Source organism: Hyunsoonleella pacifica, assembly GCF_004310335.1.
Taxonomy (GTDB): Bacteria; Bacteroidota; Bacteroidia; order Flavobacteriales; family Flavobacteriaceae; genus Jejuia; species Jejuia pacifica.
In genome coordinates, this window is sequence record NZ_SIRS01000001.1 from 408927 (window position 1) to 429676 (window position 20750).

The following is a 20750-nucleotide window of genomic DNA, read 5'->3' on the forward strand; positions in this document are numbered from 1 at the left end:
ATGAAATTTAAAATTTCACTTCTTTTTTTTGTGATTACTTTGGTAAGTTGTAAAAATCAGAAAAACCAAACAAAAGAGAAACAGGCTGAAAAACTTGAAGTATCAGTACAAAAACAGGAGAACAATCCTGTAATTCGTCATATTCGAACTGCTGATCCGTCTGCCCATGTTTGGGAAGACGGGAAAGTATGGATGTATACTTCTCGTGATGCAGAAGATGCGGTTAATTATAATTCTATGGATGGATATCGCGCTTTTTCATCAACAGATATGGTAAATTGGACAGACCATGGCGAGGTATTACATTCTAAGAATATCCCTTGGGGAGCAAAAGGATGGATGTGGGCGCCAACAGCCATTTATAAAAATAACAAGTACTATTTATTGTATCCGCATTCTGTAAAAGGTTCAAAAGACGATATGCGTTGTGGAGTAGCAGTTAGTGATGTACCTCAAGGACCATTTAAAGACATCGGTTGGATAAAAGGTGTTGAAGGACAATGGTTAGATCCTTGCGTTTTTACAGATGATGATGGGAAAACGTATTTGTACTGGGGTGTTAGAGAGCCAAAAATGGCTTTGTTAAAAGATAATTTATTGGAGTTGGCAGAAAAGCCAAGAACAATTGATTATGGTTATAAAAACTTTTTTGAAGCCAGTTATATGCACAAACGAAATGGAATTTACTATTTCTCATACAATGCTGGTTTAGGCGGTTTTTATGCAATGGGAGACAATCCTTATGGTCCGTTTGAATACAAAGGAGGTTTAAACCCTAAACAAAGACAAGATCATCACTCTATCATCGATTATAAAGGACAAGATTATTTCTTTTACCATTGGCAAGGATGGAATGAGGGGTCAAAATTTAGAAGAAACACGGCTATAGAGTATTTGTACTATAATAAAGATGGTACAATAAAAGAAATATATGCTACAAAAGAAGGCGTAAAACAAGTACAATAAAAAGTATCAAATTAGAAAGATGAAAAGAGTACTAGACTTTAGTAAAATTTATTTAGTAATACTACTAATAGTAGGTTGTAAAGACACTGGAAAACAAGTAAAAGAAACTACAGATTTAAAAACTAAGAAGCCCAATATTGTATACATTTTAACCGATCAATGGAGAGGGTCTGCTTTAGGATATGCAGGAAACGTAGATGTAAAAACACCAAATTTAGATGCATTTGCTAAAGAGTCGGTTAATTTTACAAATGCCGTATCTGTAATGCCAGTTTGTACACCGCACAGAGCTGCATTATTAACAGGTAAGTTTCCAACAACAACAGGTATGTTTGTTAATGACTTGTATTTGCCACCTGAAGAGTTAACAATGGCAGAAATTTATAAAGAAGCAGGTTATAACACTGCTTATTGGGGCAAATGGCATTTAGATGGTCATGGACGATTAAATTACACTCCAAAAGAAAGACGCCAAGGTTTTGACTATTGGAAGGCTCTAGAGTGCTCGCATAATTACACCAAAATGCCATATTATGATAATGATAATCCTGAGATAAAATACTGGAATGAGTATTCACCATTCGCAATTGTTAAAGATGCCAATAATTATATAACTGAAAATGCCAAGGACGACAAACCGTTTTTAGCATTCATTTCAATTGCAACACCGCATTTTCCGCACCATAATGCGCCTAAGAAGTATAAGGATATGTATCCACCAGAATCTTTAACCTTAAACCCAAATGTTGCTGAGAAGTTTAAAGATAGAAGTCGTGAAGAATTGCAAGGATACTATGCACATGCAACCGCAACCGATGAAGCCATCGGAACCGTTTTAGATAAATTGAAAGAGCTTGACTTATTAAATAATACTATCGTTGTATTTTCGGCCGACCATGGAGAAATGATGGGAGCACATGATGTTAGACCTTTTCAGAAACAGCTGGCATGGGATGAATCTATTAGGGTCCCGTTTTTAATTAGTTATCCGGGAATAGATAAACAAAAAGGAGCGGTTGTAAATGCGCCTATAAACACGCCTGATATTTTGCCTTCGTTATTAGGGTTGTCCAATATAGAAATCCCAGAAGATATAGAAGGAGAAAATTTAACAACACTGATAAAGAATCCTGATTCTAATACAGATAGGGCAGCATTAGTAATGAGTGTTGCTCCATTTGCAGGAAGTTATAATAATCCACCATATCGTGCCATAAGAACCAAGCAATATACCTATGCAAGAACACCTGATGGCGCAAGTATGTTTTTTGATAATGTTACAGATCCATTTCAAATGAACAACTTGTTAGGTAAACCTGAGTTCAAAACAATTCAAACACAATTAGATAATAAATTGAATGAGAAATTAGCTCAAATAAAAGATGAGTTTAAACCAAGAGATTATTATCTCAAAAAATACAATTACACATTTGATAAGAAAAAGCCGGCTGTTCCTCATTGGGAATTTGAAGAAGGTAAGGGTATTGTACAATCACCAAAACCAGTTCAGTAAAAAAAATTAAATGAAAAAAATAATACTATTATGTTGCTTTACAATTGCTAGTGTTAGCAATATATATTCTCAAAAAAAAGAAACACCTAATATCTTAGTGTTCTACATAGACGATTTAAGAGCAGAACTTGGATGTTACGGCAGTAAAACCGCTATAACACCAAACATAGATAAACTAGCTTCTGAAGGTGTTATGTTTAACAAAGCTTATACACAAGAAGCCATTTGTGCTCCTTCTAGAATGAGTACATTAACAGGTTTACGACCAGAAACTTTAGGGATTTATAGCATTTTTACCCCATTACGTAAGGTGCATAAAGATGTAGTTACATTGCCTCAACTATTCAAACAAAATGGTTATAAAACCATTAGTACAGGTAAAGTGTATCATCATAATGTAGATGATAAAGAAAGTTGGACGCATCTTTACAAAAAACCTTCAAAAAGGTATTTAAAATCAGAAAGTTTAGCCGCTATAGAAACATTAAAAGCCCAAGGCAAAAAACCATTAAAAGGTCCCGCTTATGAAGATGCTGATGTAGCCGATGAAGCCTATGTAGATGGACAAATTGCCAATGAGGCTATAGAGGTGTTACATGAAGTTAAAAATGATAAATTCCTACTATTTGTAGGCTTAACAAAACCGCACTTACCTTTCATTGCGCCCAAAAAATACTGGGACATGCATGATAAGAGTAAATTTGAAATACCTTCGAAAGAAAAACCAGAAGGGATGTATCGTTTGGCTTTAAGTAAATGGGGAGAATTAAAAGGGTATCATGGTATACCAAAAGAAGATCCATTAAACGATGATATTACAAGAACCTTAATTCATGGGTATCACGCTTGTGTAAGTTATATGGATGCGCAAGTTGGTAAAGTAATGCAAACTTTGGAGGATTTAGATTTACATAAAAATACCATGGTAGTTTTTATGAGTGATCATGGTTATAAAATAGGAGAGTATGGTGCTTGGTGTAAACATTCCAATGTAGAAATCGATGTTCGCGTACCATTAATTATAAGTAGAGAAGGGAATTATAAAAAGAGAAATGCAGGTAAGGTATCTAATGCATTGGTAGAAAATGTAGATATATTTTCTACACTAACAGAAATATGTGATTTAGAAAATCCAAAATCTGATGGTAAAAGTTTAGTACCTGTTTTAGATAAACCGAAGAAAAAGTGGGATAAAGTAGCAACTAGTGTGTTTGCACGAGGTAAAAATATTATGGGTTGTACGGCAACCGATGGTAAATGGAGGTACACAGAATGGCGAGATTCTGTTACGCACGAAATATTAGGAGCAGAGCTGTATGAACACAAGAATAGTTTGTTATCTTTTGTTAATCTATCAGGAAATGAAGCTTACAAGAATGTTGAAAAACGAATGAAGGCTCTTTTAGAGTCTCAATTTCCTAGGGATGCAAAACCTTTTTTGCAGAATGATATTCCCAGAAAAGGCTAGTATACATTAAGAAAGAGGACTGTAATTATGTTAAAAAATTTTTAGTTACCCTATTTGAGATTTTTAGTTTAATCAGGCTTAATATTTTTATACCTAGAAATAAAAAACTAAGCTATGATAGACCATATAAAATTAGATGCAAATTCTATGGTGCCCAAATATTTGCAGATTATAAATTCTATAGTCTACAATATTTCTAATGGCAATGCCAAAATTGGAGATAAAGTACCTTCAATAAATAAATTAAGTCAAGAGTTTTATTTGTCTCGAGATACAGTTGAACGAGCCTATAGAGTTTTAAGAAAACGTAAAATTATAGTTTCTGTACAAGGTAAAGGAACTTACATTGCTAATACAGAGTTAATTTCAAAACTGAATGTTTTATTTTTTGTTAATAAATTGAGTCCATACAAAATGATGATTTATAACTCATTTTTAAAAGAAATGGGAGATACATGTCATGTTGATTTACATAGCTATCATTGCGATGAAACACTGTTTTTGGAATTAATGACAAAGTATAAGAACGATTATGATTATTATGTAATTGTACCACACTTTAGAACAGAAAATTTGTCTTACACAAATTTTACTAGTAAAGTGAGCGAAGCAATAAATGAGATACCAAAAGAAAGTTTAGTTCTATTGGATAGTAATAGTCATCAAATAGAAGGAGATTTTATAGAAGTATTTCAAGATTTTGAAAATGACATATTTACGGCGCTTGAAAAAGGCAAAGAGAAAATAGATAAATATAATAAGCTTACACTTGTTTATCCAAAAACATCATTTTATCCATATCCTAGAGAGATTTTAAATGGTTTCAGGAAATATTGTGCTAATTATAATTTTGATTTTGAAATAATTGAAGAGATTTCTAATGAATGTGTATTAGAAAAGAAGACCTTATACATTACTATAGAAGATGATGATTTGGTACGTGTGATGCACCAAATTAAAGAAAGTAATTTTACATTAGGCAGAGATATCGGTGTTATATCTTATAATGATGCTCCCTTAAAACAAATACTAGGAATTACTGTTATTTCTATTGATTTTAATGATATGGGGATACAGACAGCAAAAATGATTACTGAAAATAAAAAAGAAAAAGTGAAGGCACCTTTCTATTTTATGGATAGAGGTTCTGTTTAAACAAAATAGATTTGTCGTTATATAAGTTAAAGGAGGTCTGGGCTAAAGACTTCCTTTTTTTGTTTATAACAACATAAAATGCCTATATTAATTATTTTTGATAGATGAATTTAACATTTATTAGTAGCCAAAAAGGGAGTATGTTTTTATATTGCTTTCTCATTTAAATGTAAAATTTAACTATTCACTTCATAATCAAACTATACCCAATGAATTTTAGGTTGTTTTCTTTATTTTTCTTGGTTCATATTAGCGTATTATTTGCCCAGTTTGATAAATATAATTTTAGGACTATAAATATATCAGAAGGTCTGTCCAATAATACTGTTTCATCTATAGCACAAGATAAATTCGGTCAGTTGTGGTTTGGAACAAGCAATGGTTTAAATAAGTATAACGGACAAGAATTTAAGGTCTACAGAAACATTTCTAGAGATAGGTATAGTATAAGTAATAGTGAAATATATGATGTTCTTGTGGATAAACAAGGTAATGTTTGGGCGGGTACTTTTAACGGCTTAAATAAGTTTAATCCAAAAACTAACACGTTTAGAAGGTATTATAGAAGAGCTACAAATAAATTTTCTTTAAGCAATAGTTTAATCTTATGTAGTTTAGAGATGCCTAATGGTAGTATTTGGTTTGGAACTGGAAATGGAGTGTCTATTTATGACCATAAGAAAGATAGGTTTAAACGTTTTTTACAAGGAGACTTTAAAAAAGGAATAATATCTATACATGATATTTATCGCGATAATGAACATAGAATTTGGCTAGCTACTAGTAATGGTATTGTAAAAGTAGATAGAGATGAAAATAAAAAGTTTGTTATTAAAAAATACACGATTGATACTAAAAATATAGATTTTACTGTAAATAGTATTTTAGAAGTATCCCCAGGAATTATTGGAGTAGGAACTCGATATAACGGATACTTTTACTTTGATATCAAAACCGAAAAGTTTACACGCTCAAAAGAAATTGATATACCCAACCTAGATGTAAGAGATCTTGAGTTAGATAATGATAAAAATTTATGGTTAGCTACTACTAGTGGGATTTTTATAATTACTCCAGAAAAAGAGACTATACATATTAAAGAAAATAATGTTGAAAATTATGGTACAATTCAAAATTTTATTAAGAGTATTTACAAAGACAAAAATGGTTTTATTTGGTTAGGTACTCAAAATGGAGGAATTATTACTTGGGATAAATCATACCAAAATTTTTTACACTTTAGCAATAATAATTTATCCAACAATATTACAAATAGTATTGTGTCAGATAAAAAAGGCAATATTTACTTTGCAACAGAAGAAGGAGTAATAAACATAATAAATAAAAAGGGCAACGTTTCTGAAATATTTAAAATCCAGAGTTCAGAAAAAAATATTAAGTACCCTATAAAGTCATTATTTTTTAACACACCAGATAACTTATTATTTATTGGTACACAAAATAAAGGAGTCATTGTTTTTGATGTAGAATCAAAAGAAATTCGTAAAGACCTTATCACAAAAGAGTTACAAAGTTTATTAGAAAATTCTATTGTATTAGATATAAAAAAAGACTCAAAAAATAATTTACTTATAGGAACTTTAGGTCAAGGCCTTCTTCGTTATAGCTGTGAAACAAAAAAATTAAGAATATTTGCTAGAAACAGAATAGCAACAAATATTGTGAAAAGCATTTTTATAGACGAAAATGATGAGATACTAATTGGAGGCACTGGAGGAGCTTCAACAATAAAAATTAACGAGAAAGGAGTAGCTGATATAAAAAATTACTTTAAAGATAAACCACTAACCACATATAAAGTTAATGCAGTATTAAAAGATTCTAACGGAGTAATTTGGGCAGGAACTAAAACAAGGGGATTATATAGCATTGAAGAAGGAAGAACAAAATCGATAACATTTGTTACTAGAAATAAGTTTTCTACAGTAAATTCAATATTAGAGGGAGAAAAAGGAGTTTTATGGTTAAGTACAGATAAGGGAATTATAAAATACAATTCCAATACAAATAAAAGTTCTTCTTACAACGATAACTTTACGAGAGTTAATAATAATTTTACAGAAAATTCAGCTTTAAAAATTGAAAATCAGTTTTATTTTGGAGACTTATATGGAGTTACCACTTTTAATCAAAAAAAAATTATTAGAACTAAAGATGTACCCCAAGTAGTTTTGTCTGAATTAAAAATTAAAAATGAAGTAGTAGAAATAGAAGGAAATGATGGGGTATTATCTAAAAGTTTAAATTATACAGATAAGTTAGAGTTAGATTATAGTAATTCTAATTTTTCTATAACTTATGCCTTGCCAAATTATATCAATTCAAAAAAGAATAAGTATGCATATCGTTTAAAAGGTTTAGATGATTCTTGGACATTTACAAAGCAAACGGAAGCATTTTTTACACTCCAAGACGCAGGTGAGTATACTTTTCAAGTAAGAGCAGCTAATCATGATAATATTTGGGGAAGACGAATTACTAATCTTACAATTGTGGTGCATCCTGCGCCTTGGAAAACCTGGTGGGCATATACGATTTATTTTCTGTTTGCTTTTGGTATTCTATATGGTATTACTTGGATGCTTCAATCCAAATCAAGACTAAAAAATAGACTAGAATTAGAGTCTCTGGAAAAAACGAGAAATATTGAATTAAATAAGACTAAACTTCAGTTCTTTACAAATATTTCTCATGAATTTAAAACACCTTTAACCTTAATTTTAGGTCCAATTCAAAATATTTTAGAGAATTATTCAGGATCTAACACAACTTACAAACAACTTAAAGTTGTAGAAAGTAATGCAAATAGGTTGTTAAGGCTCATAAATAGATTAATGGATTTTAGGAAATTGGAAAGTAATCAATTAAAACTATCCGCAGCAGAGGGAAATATTGTTAAATTTTTACAAGAAATCTTCTTGTCTTTTACAGAACATGCTAAAAATGGTAAATATAATTATGAGTTTTATAGCACAGATGATGAAATTCTTGTTTACTACGATAGATATAAATTAGAAAGGGTTTTCTATAATTTAATATCAAACGCTTTTAAATACACAAATAAAGGAGAAGACATTAGTGTAAATATTTACAAGGAAGAACATAATCTTGTAGTCGAGGTAAAAGACTCAGGGGATGGTATTCCAGAGGAATATTTAGATAAGATTTTTGATCGTTTTTTTGAAATACCAATAACCAATGATACAGAAGAGGAGTATAGAAAAGGAACGGGAATTGGTTTATCCATAGCAAGTAATATAGTTAAGTTACACCACGGTGAGATATTTGCCAATAATTTAAAACCAAATGGCTCAATTTTTACCGTAAAATTAAAATTAGGAAAGGCGCATTTATCAGAAAATGAGATACTGGAGAATTTTAAAATGAGTGATGATGTATCTCAATATGTTTCACAAATTAATGTAAAGGATTTAAAACTACCAAGTGCTCCTGAGGATTTACTTTTGGAAAATAAAAAATATACTATTCTTGTTGTTGAAGATAATGCTGTACTAAGATCATTTATTAAGGAAATATTGAGGACAAACTATAACGTTATTCAAGCAGAAAATGGAAAAGTAGCGTTTGAAAAAGCTTTAAAGTATTTACCTGATTTAATTATTAGTGATGTGATAATGCCAAAGATGGTAGGGACTGAACTTTGCTCTAAAATAAAGACAACCTTGGCAACAAGCCATATACCAGTTATTCTTTTAACATCTAGATCTTCATTGATTTATAAATTTGAAGGGTTAGAAAGTGGTGCAGACGATTATATTAGTAAGCCTTTTAATTTAAAAGAATTCAGTCTTAAAATTCATAATTTACTAGAATCTAAACAACGGCTCAAAGATAAGTTTGCTTCTAATGAAAATTTTTCTTCAGTAGATGTATCCTTAACATCACTTGATGAACAATTATTAAAAAAGGCTTTTAAAATTGTAAAGGATAACATATCAAATCAGGATTTTAATGTCGCTCATTTTTCAGAGGAATTGGGAGTAAGTCGATCTATGCTTTTTACAAAAATAAAAGCTTGGACAAATTCTACTCCTAATGATTTTATTCAAGAAGTAAGGTTAAACCGTGCAGCTAAATTATTAGAGCTGAATAAACTTAATATATCTGAGGTTTCTTATGAGGTAGGGTTTAAAAGACCAAAATATTTTAGCCAATGTTTCCTGAAAAAATATGGAATGACACCATCAGAATTTTTAAAAAAAATCAAGAGTGTTGACTAATTAAAGCATTTTTATATTTAGGATTACAAATTTGTGTATTAAGCCTTTTTAATCAAATGGTTCTAGTTTTATATACCATATAGTATGGCACAGGACACAACAGGATTATTTATAGAGTTTTAAAAGTTAAGTTTGTTTCACTACAAAACAAACTAATGAAAAACACCCTAACAATACTATTTTTAGTCCTTACCATTTCTTTTAGTTATTCACAAAGGCATATATCCAACTTTAATAATAATTGGAAATTTATTTTAGAAGACAATTCAACATTTTCAAAAGAAAAGATAGATGATACTTCTTGGCAAACTTTAAATGTACCACATGATTGGTCTTTTGAAAAAGGAGTACGTAAAGGAGGAGATCAAGGTCAAGGAGGAGGTTATCATGATGGTGGTATAGGTTGGTACCGTAAAAATTTTGAAGTAAGCAAAGAAAGTCTTTCTAAAACTACTTACATCAATTTTGACGGAGTATACATGAATAGCGAAGTTTGGATTAACGGTAACTATATTGCTAAAAGACCTTATGGCTATATCAGTTTTAGATATAATATCTCAAAGTATTTAAAAGAAGGTAAAAATACTATAGCAGTGAGAGTAGATAACAGCTTAGAGCCTTCTGCACGTTGGTATCATCCATGTGGAATCTATGCACCTGTAAAATTAATTGAGGTAAATCCCACGCACTTTGCTCCAAATAGTATTTTTGTTAAGACGCCTTCTATCACTAAAGATGAAGCAAAGGTTGTTATTGATGCAGTAATCAATGGGCAAATAGAAAAGCTAAAATACAAGGTAAAACTATTCTCTCCAGAAGGAAAAGAGTTAACTAATACTATTGGAACATTAGAAAGTTCAGACTCTAAGTATCAACTAAAACTTGAAAGTTTACAATTTGAGATTAAAAACCCAAAACTATGGAGCCCAGAAAGTCCAACGTTATATAAAGCAGTTACCCAAATTTTAGATGGAAGAGAGGTTATTGATGAAGTAGAAACTATATTTGGATTTAAAACTGTGGAATGGAAAACAGAAACGGGCTTTTGGTTAAATGGAAAAAATATAAAATTAAAAGGTGTTTGTGAACATTGGGAGGGGGGGCCTATTGGCGGTGCTTGGACAAAACCTATGTTACGTTGGAAGTTACAGAGTTTAAAAGATATGGGTATTAATGCCATTCGACCTTCTCATAACCCTACACCACCTATGTTTTATGATATATGTGATGAAATTGGTTTGTTAGTAATGGATGAAATTTTTGATGGCTGGCATAAGAAGGCTCCTCAAGATTATGGAAAACAAGCCTTTGATGAATGGTGGCAACGTGATGTAAAAGAATGGATAACTAGAGATAGAAATCATCCAAGTATTTTTGTATGGAGCTTAGGGAATGAAACCCATAGTGATGTAGCACCAGAAATGGTAAAATTTGGCAGAAATTTAGACCCAACTAGATTATTCACTTCAGGAGCAGGTAATCCTGAAGATATGGATATTCAAGGTGTTAATGGTGGCTCAGAGACAAAGTCTTTTATAGAGAATAAACGCTTCGAGAAACCATTTATTTCTACAGAAGCTCCGCATACATGGCAAACAAGAGGCTATTACAGAACGCAAACGTGGTGGAGAGATAACGAATTACCAGGTACTTATGAGCTGCCTAATTTAACTGAAAAAGAAATTTTCTTTTATGAAGGGTTAAATCCAAAAGATTGGAGAAATAGAAAGCAACGTTTTAATTCTTCTTATGATAATGCTACAGTACGTGTTTCAGCTAGAAAATATTGGGAAGTAATGCGTGATACGCCATGGCACAGTGGTCATTTTCGCTGGACAGGTTTCGACTATTATGGAGAAGCAGGTTTAGTTCATGGAGGGTTACCATTTAATTTATTTATGGGAGGCGCATTAGATGTTGCTGGATTTAAAAAGGATTTGTTTTACTTCTACAAAAGCCAATGGACTGATGAGCCTATGATTCATATATTACCACATTGGACGCATCCAAGAATGGAAAAAGGAACTGTTATTCCAGTTTGGGTATATTCTAATGCAGATGAGGTTGAGCTATTTTTAAATGGAAAATCCTTGGGTAAAGACACACCAGGAAAAGTTTGGAATGAAATGCAGTGTGATTGGATGGTACCTTATGAAGAAGGTAAACTAGAAGCTGTAGCATACATTGATGACAAAGAAGTTAAAAGAACAAGTTTTAGTACAAGTAAGCAACCATCAAAATTAAGAACAAGTATAGAAAAGCTATCTGCTGAAGATGGTTTTCCTGCGAATTTTATAGTTACATCTCAAGGTTTAGATAATTCGAATAATCTTTTTCCTTATGCAGAAAATAGAGTGTATTATAAAGTAAATGGAGATTTAACTAAGGTTTCTATGGAGAATGGAGACCCTATAGACCCTACTAGTCGTACAAAATCAGATTTTAGAAAAATGTTCTTCGGAAAAACGCGATTATTTTTAAAAGAACAGCCTAATGCACAACAAGCTTCTATTATTACTGGAGCCATTTTAGGAGATAAAAGTTTATATGTTTCTAATTTAATAAGTATAGAAGCTGAGCAAATAACTCTTATCGGAAATTCAAAGTCTTCAGAATTAGAAATCCTTTATACAACAAATGGAAGTAATCCTTTAACCAATGGACAGCTATATTCTAAACCATTTAGTATTATAGATGGTACGGTAGTTAAGGCGGTGGTAAAACAAAAAGGAATAACTGTGTTAGAGATGCAAGAAATTTTTGGGGCTAATGAAGGATTATTTTGGGGCAATGAACATTCTGCAGATATGTGGATAGGTAGAGGTGTTAATATTTCTGCCGAAGAGGGCAACCTTGAAGGAACAGCAAAAGCAAGTTCAAAGGCACGTCGTTATAAGGGAAGTGGATTTGTTGAATTTGAAAATGGAGAAGGTGCTATTACTTGGTACCAAGAAAATGATGGAGAACAAGGCGATTATAGTATACGCTTTAGATACATGCATAATAATCAAGGTGAGCTACACCCTATGAAACTTTATGTTAATGATGAGTATATAAGAACATTAGAGTTTAAACCAACAGGCGGTTGGGAGAAGGAATGGAAATTTGTACCCACTATTATTACCTTAAAAGCAGGGGCCAATAATATAAAACTTGAAACAGCAGGGAAGAGTGGGCCATATATAGATGAGCTATTTATAGATTAGATAAAATTTGATGACAGTTGTATACATAATAGGTGTTTTACTTGTGCTAAATGTTTTACTATTCAAGTTTAGTAGTAATAATGATAGTAAGTAATAAGGTATTTATTTAAGAGAACAGTGATACGTATTCTAGCATTTGTTGGTACTTACCTTTTTTGTTCATTATTATTAATTGCTCAAAAGCAAAATCAAAAAGTCTACGTTACTGCATTTGATAAGTTAGAAGCACAACAAGCATCGATAACCAAAAGAGAGTATAAAGCATTAATCAAACAGGCAAATAAATTATTAAGTAGAGATGTGTTTTCTGTAGTGCATAAAACAGGTGTTCCACCCAGTAAAACCAAACATGATTACATGAGTATTGGGCCTTATTGGTGGCCAAATCCAAATACAAAAGATGGATTGCCTTATCTTAGAAAAGATGGGGAAATAAATCCAGAAACTCGAAATAGTTACACAGATATTGTAGAAAAAAGCAATTTTATTTCGGCGGTAAAAACGCTTACTAGAGCTTATTTTTTTAGTGCTGATGAAAAGTATGCTGAAAAAAATATAGCATTTATTAAGGCTTGGTTTGTAAATGATAATACAAAAATGAACCCTAATCTTAAATATGGACAAAGTGTTCCTGGTCGTTATGAAGGCAGATGTTTTGGCATCATAGAATTTGGAGATATCGTTGAAGTGATAAAATTTTTAGAAATCGCTAAATGTAAAGGAATTCTTGATTCTAAAACTGAACAAGCGATGGTTAGCTGGTTTACAGCATATAGCTCTTGGTTGCAAAATAGTGAATTAGGAAAAGAAGAAGCCACTAGAAAAAATAATCATGGAACGCATTACGATGCTCAATTGCTTAACATTCTAATTTATTTAAACCGAATAGAAGAGGTTAAAACATATCTTTCAACAATAACGAAAGCTAGAATTTTTAGTCAAATAGAACCAAATGGCAGTCAACCATTAGAATTGGCAAGAACAAAATCATTTTCATATTCAGCCATGAATTTACATGGATTTTTAGAGTTGGCAGTTATTAGTAAAAAGGTAGGTGTAAATCTTTGGGAAATGTCTTCTGAAGATGGTAGAAGTATAAAGGCAGGCTATCAGTATATGATTCCATACCTAACTAATAAGAAAAAATGGGAGCATAAACAAATTAAAAGTAGAAAGCATGCAGAAGAAAAATTAGTAGCAGATTTGAAATACATTAAAAAATATTTTAAAGAGCATGCTTTTGATGATACACTCAAGCAAATAAATCAAAAAAATAAAATTAAAGATTAGGGATATAGATATGAGATATATAGTAACTTTTTTTTTGTATGTTTTCTTATTGGTATTGTCTTGTGGTAAGAAAGTTTCAGCACAGCATAAAAATATAAATGCAACAACGCTAGAAGCAGGCTTTAAAAACCCGCCACAAGCCTCCAAACCTAGAACATGGTACCATATTAACAGTGGCAATGCCTCAAAAGAAGGGTTTACTAAAGATTTAAAAGCGATAAAAGAAGCTGGTATAGGTGGTGTATTAGTGTTTAATGTAACGATGGGCTTGCCAGAAGGTGACGTAAAATACAATTCGCAAGAACATCGAGATATTTTAGCACATGGGGCAAAAGAATGCGAACAGCTTGGATTGAGTTTTGGGGTGCATAATTGTGATGGTTGGACCTCTAGTGGAGGACCTTGGGTAACTCCAGAAAATGCCATGAAAGTTGTAGTAAATAGTCAACTGATTGTAGAAGGAGGAAAAAAAGTAAAACTAACCTTACCAAAACCACCAGCAAGACACAATTACTATAAAGATATTGCTGTTTTAGCTTACCCATCTTTAGAAACGGAATTAATTGATGAAAATGTAAATCCAATAATTACTTCTTCTGGAGAAACATTTGAAATAGCTTTGGCAACAGACAAACAAACAAATGCTTATACGAATTTAAAAGCAAAAGAATGGGTGCAATACGATTATGGTAAAGCCCATACCATCCGTTCTATGTCTGTTTTTATTGGCAATCGAAAAGGGAAGATTAGACTTTTAAAGTCAAATGATGGTGTCGATTTTACTTTAGTAAATACACCAAAAGCAGAACGTATTGGTAAAGACGAATGTTATTTCTATGAAAATTTAAAACCTGTAACAGCACGTTATTTCAGAATTGTGACGGATATGAACACTCATATTTATGAGATGTCTTTATCAGCAAATGAAACACTAGATAATATGCTAGAGTACACATCTTATAGAAGACATAGAAGAGCACTAAAAAATGCGGATTCAAAATCATATATCAAAAAAGAAGACATCCTTGTGTTAAGTGGTAAAATGGATGAATCAGGTGTTTTAAAAACAAAATTACCAAAGGGTAATTGGACTATCATGCGTTTTGGATATACAGCTTCAGGAGCAACAAACGAACCTGCATCTGATGAAGGAACAGGTCTAGAAGTAGATAAATTCAGTAAAAAAGCACTAAAAGTACATTACGATGCCTTTGTAGGTAAATTAATAAAAGAAGCCAAGGTAGATGCCCCAAATGCATTGCAGTATGTAGAGATAGACAGTTACGAAGTAGGGCCACAAAATTGGACAGATAACATGGAGCAATTGTTCAAAAAACGATTTGGCTATGATTTTACTCCCTTTTTATTAATGTATGCAGGTAAATATGTAGAAAATAACAGCACAATAGATGCCGTTTTTTGGGATATGAAACAATTGGCTAGCGATTTAATGGCTACCAATTATTTTGATTATTTTACAGAACTATGCCATCAAGATGGATTAATTTCTTATGTAGAACCATACGGGTTTATTGGACCTTTTAATAGTTTAGATGCAGGTAGAAGTGCAGATATTCCTATGGGAGAATTTTGGTTAGGGAAAACAAATTATCATAAACGTGCTGCAGTATCATCAGGTCATATTTATGGTAAAAATGTAATTTCTGCGGAAGCTTTTACGAGTACAAAATTAAATTGGAGTTTTCATCCGGCTTTAGCTAAACAAAAAGGGGATTACGAGTGGACAAATGGGATTAATGAATATATGTTTCATCGTTTTGCACACCAATCCAATACCCATGTAAAACCTGGGATGAGCATGAGTTTTGTAGGGTCACATATAGATCGTACACAAACTTGGTGGGATAATGCTGGTCATGAATGGTTTGATTATCTGGCAAGAGGATCCTACATGTTACGTCAAGGAAATCCCGTATTAGATGTATTGGTTTTTGTGGGAGATAGAGCGCCAAGTCATGTGATTCATGCTAAACAAATGCGTCCTAAATTACCAGCGTCGTACAAATACGATTGTGTAAATTCAGATGTGATTATCAACCATTTAAAAGTAGAAAACGGAAAATTAAAATTGCCTAACGGAATTACGTATAACGCTCTATCGTTACAAAAAAGTGAGATCATTAACTTAGAAACCTTAAGAGGTTTGCATAAACTATCTCAACAAGGAGCTTTAATTGTTGGTAGAAAACCCAAAAAGTTAGGAGGATATTTGGTAACAGAAGCCATGCAAGCTGAATTTAAAACATTGGTCAGTGCTATTTGGTCAAACAAAAAAACTTACAATACAGGAGAGTGGGAGCAAATTCTTAAAGAAAACAACATTCAAAAAGATTTGATTGTTGAAGGGCAACCAGATTTTAATTTCTATCACAGACGAACTGAAAAAGAAGATATCTATTTTGTGTATAATCATAATTTAAAAGAATCTGAAACGCTAAAATGTAGCTTTTTGGTAGATGGAAAAGTACCAGAACTTTGGAATGCAGAAACAAGCGAGATTACAAAATTAGTTGAGTACAGCAATATCAATGGAAGAACAGATATTTCCATAAAAATGAACCCACAAGAATCGGTTTTTGTTGTATTTAGAGAAGCAAAGACAAAACGTCCTAAAATTACTTACGCTTCGTCTAACACCTTACCAAAACCTTTATTCAGTTTAGATGATAAAGGTAATTTACAAATGCAAGCGTACACAAATGGGAATTACAATGCATTACTAGATGGTTCTGAAAATTGGAATGTAAACGTGAATGATATTCCAAATCCTATTGAAATAAAAGGCAGTTGGCAAATCAATTTTAGAGAAGAAGATAATTATAAAGTAACTTTAAAAACAGATGAATTGTTTGATTGGACAACTCATGCAGAAGAAAAAATAAAACATTATTCTGGAACAGCCATTTACAAGACGGCCTTCAACATAGAAGATGGTATGTTAAAATCAAACAGGCAGTTTGAGTTAAATTTAGGCAAAGTAAATGTGATTGCTAAAGTACTTGTAAACGGAAACGATATTGGTGTCAGTTGGATAGCACCTTACACCTTAAATGTTACTGATGCTTTAAAAGAGGGCGAAAATTCATTAGAAATACAAGTAACTAACCAATGGACAAACCGTTTAATTGGAGATGAAAAATTACCAAACCAAACAGGGTATGATGTAAGAAGAACTAAAAGAGGATTTGGAGATGAAGATTATAGAGGTAAATTTAAAAAAATGCCAGATTGGTATAGAAACGATCAACCACTTCCAGATGGCCCAAGAACAACATTTAGTGCTTATTCGTTTCAAAAGTCAACAGATAAATTATTGCCTTCTGGATTAATTGGTCCAGTTACTATTTCAACTTCAAAAATTATAAAAAAGAACAGCACTAAATAATGAAAAATACAAGCTTTATCCTTTTATTATTTCTGTGTTTCTGTTTTGTAAGTTGCACCGAAAATACTCCTAAAACTTCAACTTTAGAAAAAGGGTTTTACAATCCACCAAAAGAAGCCAAAGCCAGAACATGGTGGCATTGGATTAGTGGAAATGTTTCTAAATCTGGAATTACCAAAGATTTAGAAGCCATGAAGCAAGTAGGCATACAAGAAGTGCAACTATTTAATGTACATCTCGGTTTTCCACAAGGACCTATTAAATATTTAAGTGAAGAATGGCTAGATTTATTTGAGTATTCTGCAAAAGAAGCCCAACGTTTAGATTTAGAAATGGCATTTCATAACAGCGCAGGTTGGTCGTCTTCTGGAGGCCCATGGGTTACCGAAGAAAATGCAATGCAAACGGTGGTGTCTAGTGAAATAGTAATTACAGGAAATCAAATATTTAAAAATAAGCTACCAAAACCGAAAATCAAATTTAATTACTATAAAGACATTGCAGTATTAGCTTTTCCAAAGCCTAAACAAAAGCTAAAAATTGATGGTTTGGACTATAAAATGCTTTCTGAGCGCATTCGAAATCATCTGTTACCAGATACAAAAACAATTGCAAAAGAGGCTATTATCCAAAAAGAAGCCATTATCAATATAACTTCAAAGTTATCTGAAGATGGGGTTTTACATTGGGAAGTGCCTCAAGGCGATTGGGTTATTTTACGATTAGGGCATACACCAATTGGCACAACCAACAGGCCAGCACCACCAGAAGCGAAAGGTTTAGAGGTAGATAAAATGAGTAAAACAGCAGTAGGCGCCTATTGGAAAGCTGGCGTAAAACCGATTATTGACAAACTTGGCGATTTAGTAGGAACAACAGTTAATAATTGCCTAATTGATAGTTACGAAGTAGAAACTACCAATTGGACTGCTGGTTTTGATGCTCAGTTTGAAAGTTTAAGAGGCTATGATTTAACTTCATATTTACCAACTTTAGCAGGATATTATGTAGAAAGTGGAGAAGTTTCAGAACGATTTCTTTGGGATTTTAGAAGAACTATTGGCGACTTAATTGCAGAAAACTATTATGGACATTTTGGAGAATTATGCCATAAAAACAAGTTGAAATTTTCTGTTGAACCGTATTGGGGGCCTTTTGATAATATGCAAGTTGGTGCTCAAGGCGATATTGTGATGTGCGAATTTTGGAGTGGCGGTTATCCGTTTTTTGATTCGCCAAAATTTGTATCTTCCATAGCGCATTTAAATGGTAGTGCCATTGTAGGTGCAGAGTCATTTACAGGCATTGGTGGTTGGGACAAGCACCCAGCAAACCTAAAATCTATTGGAGACCGTGCTTGGGCAGAAGGGATTACACGATTTATTTTTCATACCTATGTGCATCAACCTTGGGATGTAGCACCTGGTTTGGCCTTAAGTTATCACGGTTTCGATTTTAATCGTTTAAACACTTGGTGGAAACAAAGTAAGGGTTATATGGATTATGTAGCACGTTCTCAGTATTTGTTACAACAAGGTAAAAATGTGGCTGATGTTTTAGTGTTTACAGGAGAATCATCGCCAAATACTGGCTTTATTAAACCAGAAGTTAAAGCCATGGGTTTTGATTATGATTTGATTGGAGCGAATAAATTAAAAGGCCTAACCGTTAAAAACGGAACGATTTATTCGGCTGTTGGTAATACGTATAACCTCTTGGTATTACCAGAATCAGATTTTATCAAACCAGAAACACTTCAAAAAGTAAAAGAATTGGTCAATGGTGGCGCAAAGGTAATTGGAAAAAAACCATTGCAATCGCCAAGTTTAAGCAATTATCCAAATTGTGATGAAGAAGTTACAACTTATGTTGATGAATTATGGTCAAAAGGGTTGGTAAAAGAATTGTCAATTGAAGAAGCCTTAAATGATAAAACACCAGATTTTAAGATTGAAAGTAGTGATAACACAGATTTGAGTTTTATTCATAGAAAGACAGCTGGCGCAGATATCTATTTTATAGCGAATGCCAGAAAAGAAGCCAGAGAAATTATAGCACGTTTTCGAGTTGCAGGAAAGCAACCAGAAATCTGGAACTCAGAAAAAGGCACAATAAAAGATGTTGCAGTTTTTAAAGAAAATGAAGATGGAACAACAACAGTTCCTTTATCCTTAGACATGGAAGAATCGGTTTTTATTGTCTTTAAAAAGCCTGTGAATCCAAATCATTTATTAGAAGTTTCAAAAGAGCTAGAACTTTCTCAAATAGAACCACTTTCTAATTTAGAAATTGTAAAAGCAGAATATGGTACTTTTTTACAAGAAGGTTTGGTAGATATTACAGATGAAGTAAATGATGCTATCAAAAACGGAACTTTAGATTTTAAAATGAATAGGGCTTTTTGTAATTGTGACCCTGCAATGGGCTACAAAAAGGAGTTTCGAATGGAGTACCAAATTGGCGATACCAAAAAGCAGATTTATGCAGAAGAACGAGAACATATTACAATTGATGCTGGTAATAAACCCCTTAAGATCTTAAAAGCTGTTTTTGGGAAATTTAAAGGGGAAACCCAAGGCATCCCAGAAGCTTATAAAACCTATGATGTTACCAATAAAATAAAAGCTTTAGTAAATTCAGGGATTTATGATATTATGGTATCTAACAAATTAATTGATAATAAAATTCCAGAAGGAAATAAACCCGTTTTAAAAATTGCGTATAAAACGGATGGAGAAGAACGTACGATGTTTATTCCGAAAGAACAACTTTTAAAATTGTCTAAAGACACATCAAAACCTGCATTAGAATTTAAAAATGATGCAATAAACTGGACAACGCCTTATGAAGGAAAGATAAATTACAAGGTAGCATCAGGAGAAACAAAAACGGCAGCAATCAAATCCGTTTTAAAACCTATGGAGTTATCAGGTGCTTGGGAAGTTTCTTTTCCTATGAATTCAGGAACTTCAAAAAAAGAAACGTTTCCTAATTTGATATCTTGGACAGATACTAAAGATGAAGCTATTCAACATTTTTCTGGAACAGCATCTTATAAGAAAGATTTTGTAGTGTCTGATGAAATGCTCCAATCGAATAAAAAGATAGCATTAGACTTAGGAAGTGTATCTGTTATTGCTGAAGTGATTGTTAACGGTAAAAATGCAGGTGTATTATGGAAAGCACCTTTTAGAATAAATATTGACGAATTTGTAAAAGAAGGCAAGAATACCTTAGAAGTTAAAGTAACCAATTTATGGACTAATCGATTGATTGGAGATGAAAAATTGGAATTAGATTATCCAAGAAAAGGCAAACGTGCAAAACCACTTCCAGGCTGGTTAATAAACGAAACAGAACGTGCATCAAAAATAACAACATTTGTCAGTTGGAATCATTACAATAAAAATGATGATTTATTAACTTCTGGATTGTTAGGTCCTGTAAAATTGATATTTTTTGAAACTGTAAAGCTCTAGAGAAC

Annotated in this window: 9 protein-coding genes; all 9 read left to right on the plus strand. The window is 32.3% G+C overall.

Annotated elements, in window-relative coordinates; all coding sequences use genetic code 11:
* Positions 1–966, plus strand: coding sequence for a family 43 glycosylhydrolase (locus EYD46_RS01540; protein WP_130935291.1), 966 nt, complete (start codon positions 1–3; stop codon positions 964–966).
* A gap of 19 nt (positions 967–985) precedes the next feature.
* Entirely contained in the window at positions 986–2479 is a 1494-nt protein-coding gene (locus EYD46_RS01545; protein WP_130935292.1) for a sulfatase family protein, read from the plus strand.
* 10 nt (positions 2480–2489) lie between these two features.
* Complete coding sequence (locus EYD46_RS01550; protein WP_130935293.1) at positions 2490–3947, plus strand: sulfatase; 1458 nt, start codon at positions 2490–2492, stop codon at positions 3945–3947.
* 114 nt (positions 3948–4061) lie between these two features.
* Positions 4062–5102 carry a GntR family transcriptional regulator gene (locus EYD46_RS01555; protein ID WP_130935294.1) on the plus strand — a complete coding sequence of 347 codons (1041 nt, stop codon included), beginning with the start codon at positions 4062–4064 and terminating at the stop codon, positions 5100–5102.
* A 209-nt stretch (positions 5103–5311) separates the two neighbouring features.
* On the plus strand, positions 5312–9364 hold the full coding sequence (locus tag EYD46_RS01560) for a hybrid sensor histidine kinase/response regulator transcription factor (RefSeq protein ID WP_130935295.1): 4053 nt from the start codon (positions 5312–5314) through the stop codon (positions 9362–9364).
* A 155-nt stretch (positions 9365–9519) separates the two neighbouring features.
* Positions 9520–12570 carry a glycoside hydrolase family 2 TIM barrel-domain containing protein gene (locus EYD46_RS01565; RefSeq protein ID WP_130935296.1) on the plus strand — a complete coding sequence of 1017 codons (3051 nt, stop codon included), beginning with the start codon at positions 9520–9522 and terminating at the stop codon, positions 12568–12570.
* Positions 12571–12687: 117 nt separating this feature from the next.
* Entirely contained in the window at positions 12688–13860 is a 1173-nt protein-coding gene (locus tag EYD46_RS01570; RefSeq protein ID WP_130935297.1) for an alginate lyase family protein, read from the plus strand.
* Positions 13861–13870: 10 nt separating this feature from the next.
* The gene (locus EYD46_RS01575; RefSeq protein ID WP_130935298.1) at positions 13871–17266 is read left to right on the plus strand and encodes a glycosyl hydrolase; all 3396 of its coding nucleotides are present in this window, start codon (positions 13871–13873) and stop codon (positions 17264–17266) included.
* The gene (locus EYD46_RS01580; RefSeq protein ID WP_130935299.1) at positions 17266–20745 is read left to right on the plus strand and encodes a glycosyl hydrolase; all 3480 of its coding nucleotides are present in this window, start codon (positions 17266–17268) and stop codon (positions 20743–20745) included. Before EYD46_RS01575 ends, EYD46_RS01580 begins: the two co-directional genes overlap by 1 nt.
* Positions 20746–20750 lie beyond the last annotated feature (5 nt).

Coding starts and splice junctions, on each gene's coding strand:
- EYD46_RS01540 (WP_130935291.1), top strand. CDS start 1: ATGAAATTTAAAATTTCACTTCTTTTTTTTGTGATTACTTTGGTAAGT.
- EYD46_RS01545 (WP_130935292.1), top strand. CDS start 986: ATGAAAAGAGTACTAGACTTTAGTAAAATTTATTTAGTAATACTACTA.
- EYD46_RS01550 (WP_130935293.1), top strand. CDS start 2,490: ATGAAAAAAATAATACTATTATGTTGCTTTACAATTGCTAGTGTTAGC.
- EYD46_RS01555 (WP_130935294.1), top strand. CDS start 4,062: ATGATAGACCATATAAAATTAGATGCAAATTCTATGGTGCCCAAATAT.
- EYD46_RS01560 (WP_130935295.1), top strand. CDS start 5,312: ATGAATTTTAGGTTGTTTTCTTTATTTTTCTTGGTTCATATTAGCGTA.
- EYD46_RS01565 (WP_130935296.1), top strand. CDS start 9,520: ATGAAAAACACCCTAACAATACTATTTTTAGTCCTTACCATTTCTTTT.
- EYD46_RS01575 (WP_130935298.1), top strand. CDS start 13,871: ATGAGATATATAGTAACTTTTTTTTTGTATGTTTTCTTATTGGTATTG.
- EYD46_RS01580 (WP_130935299.1), top strand. CDS start 17,266: ATGAAAAATACAAGCTTTATCCTTTTATTATTTCTGTGTTTCTGTTTT.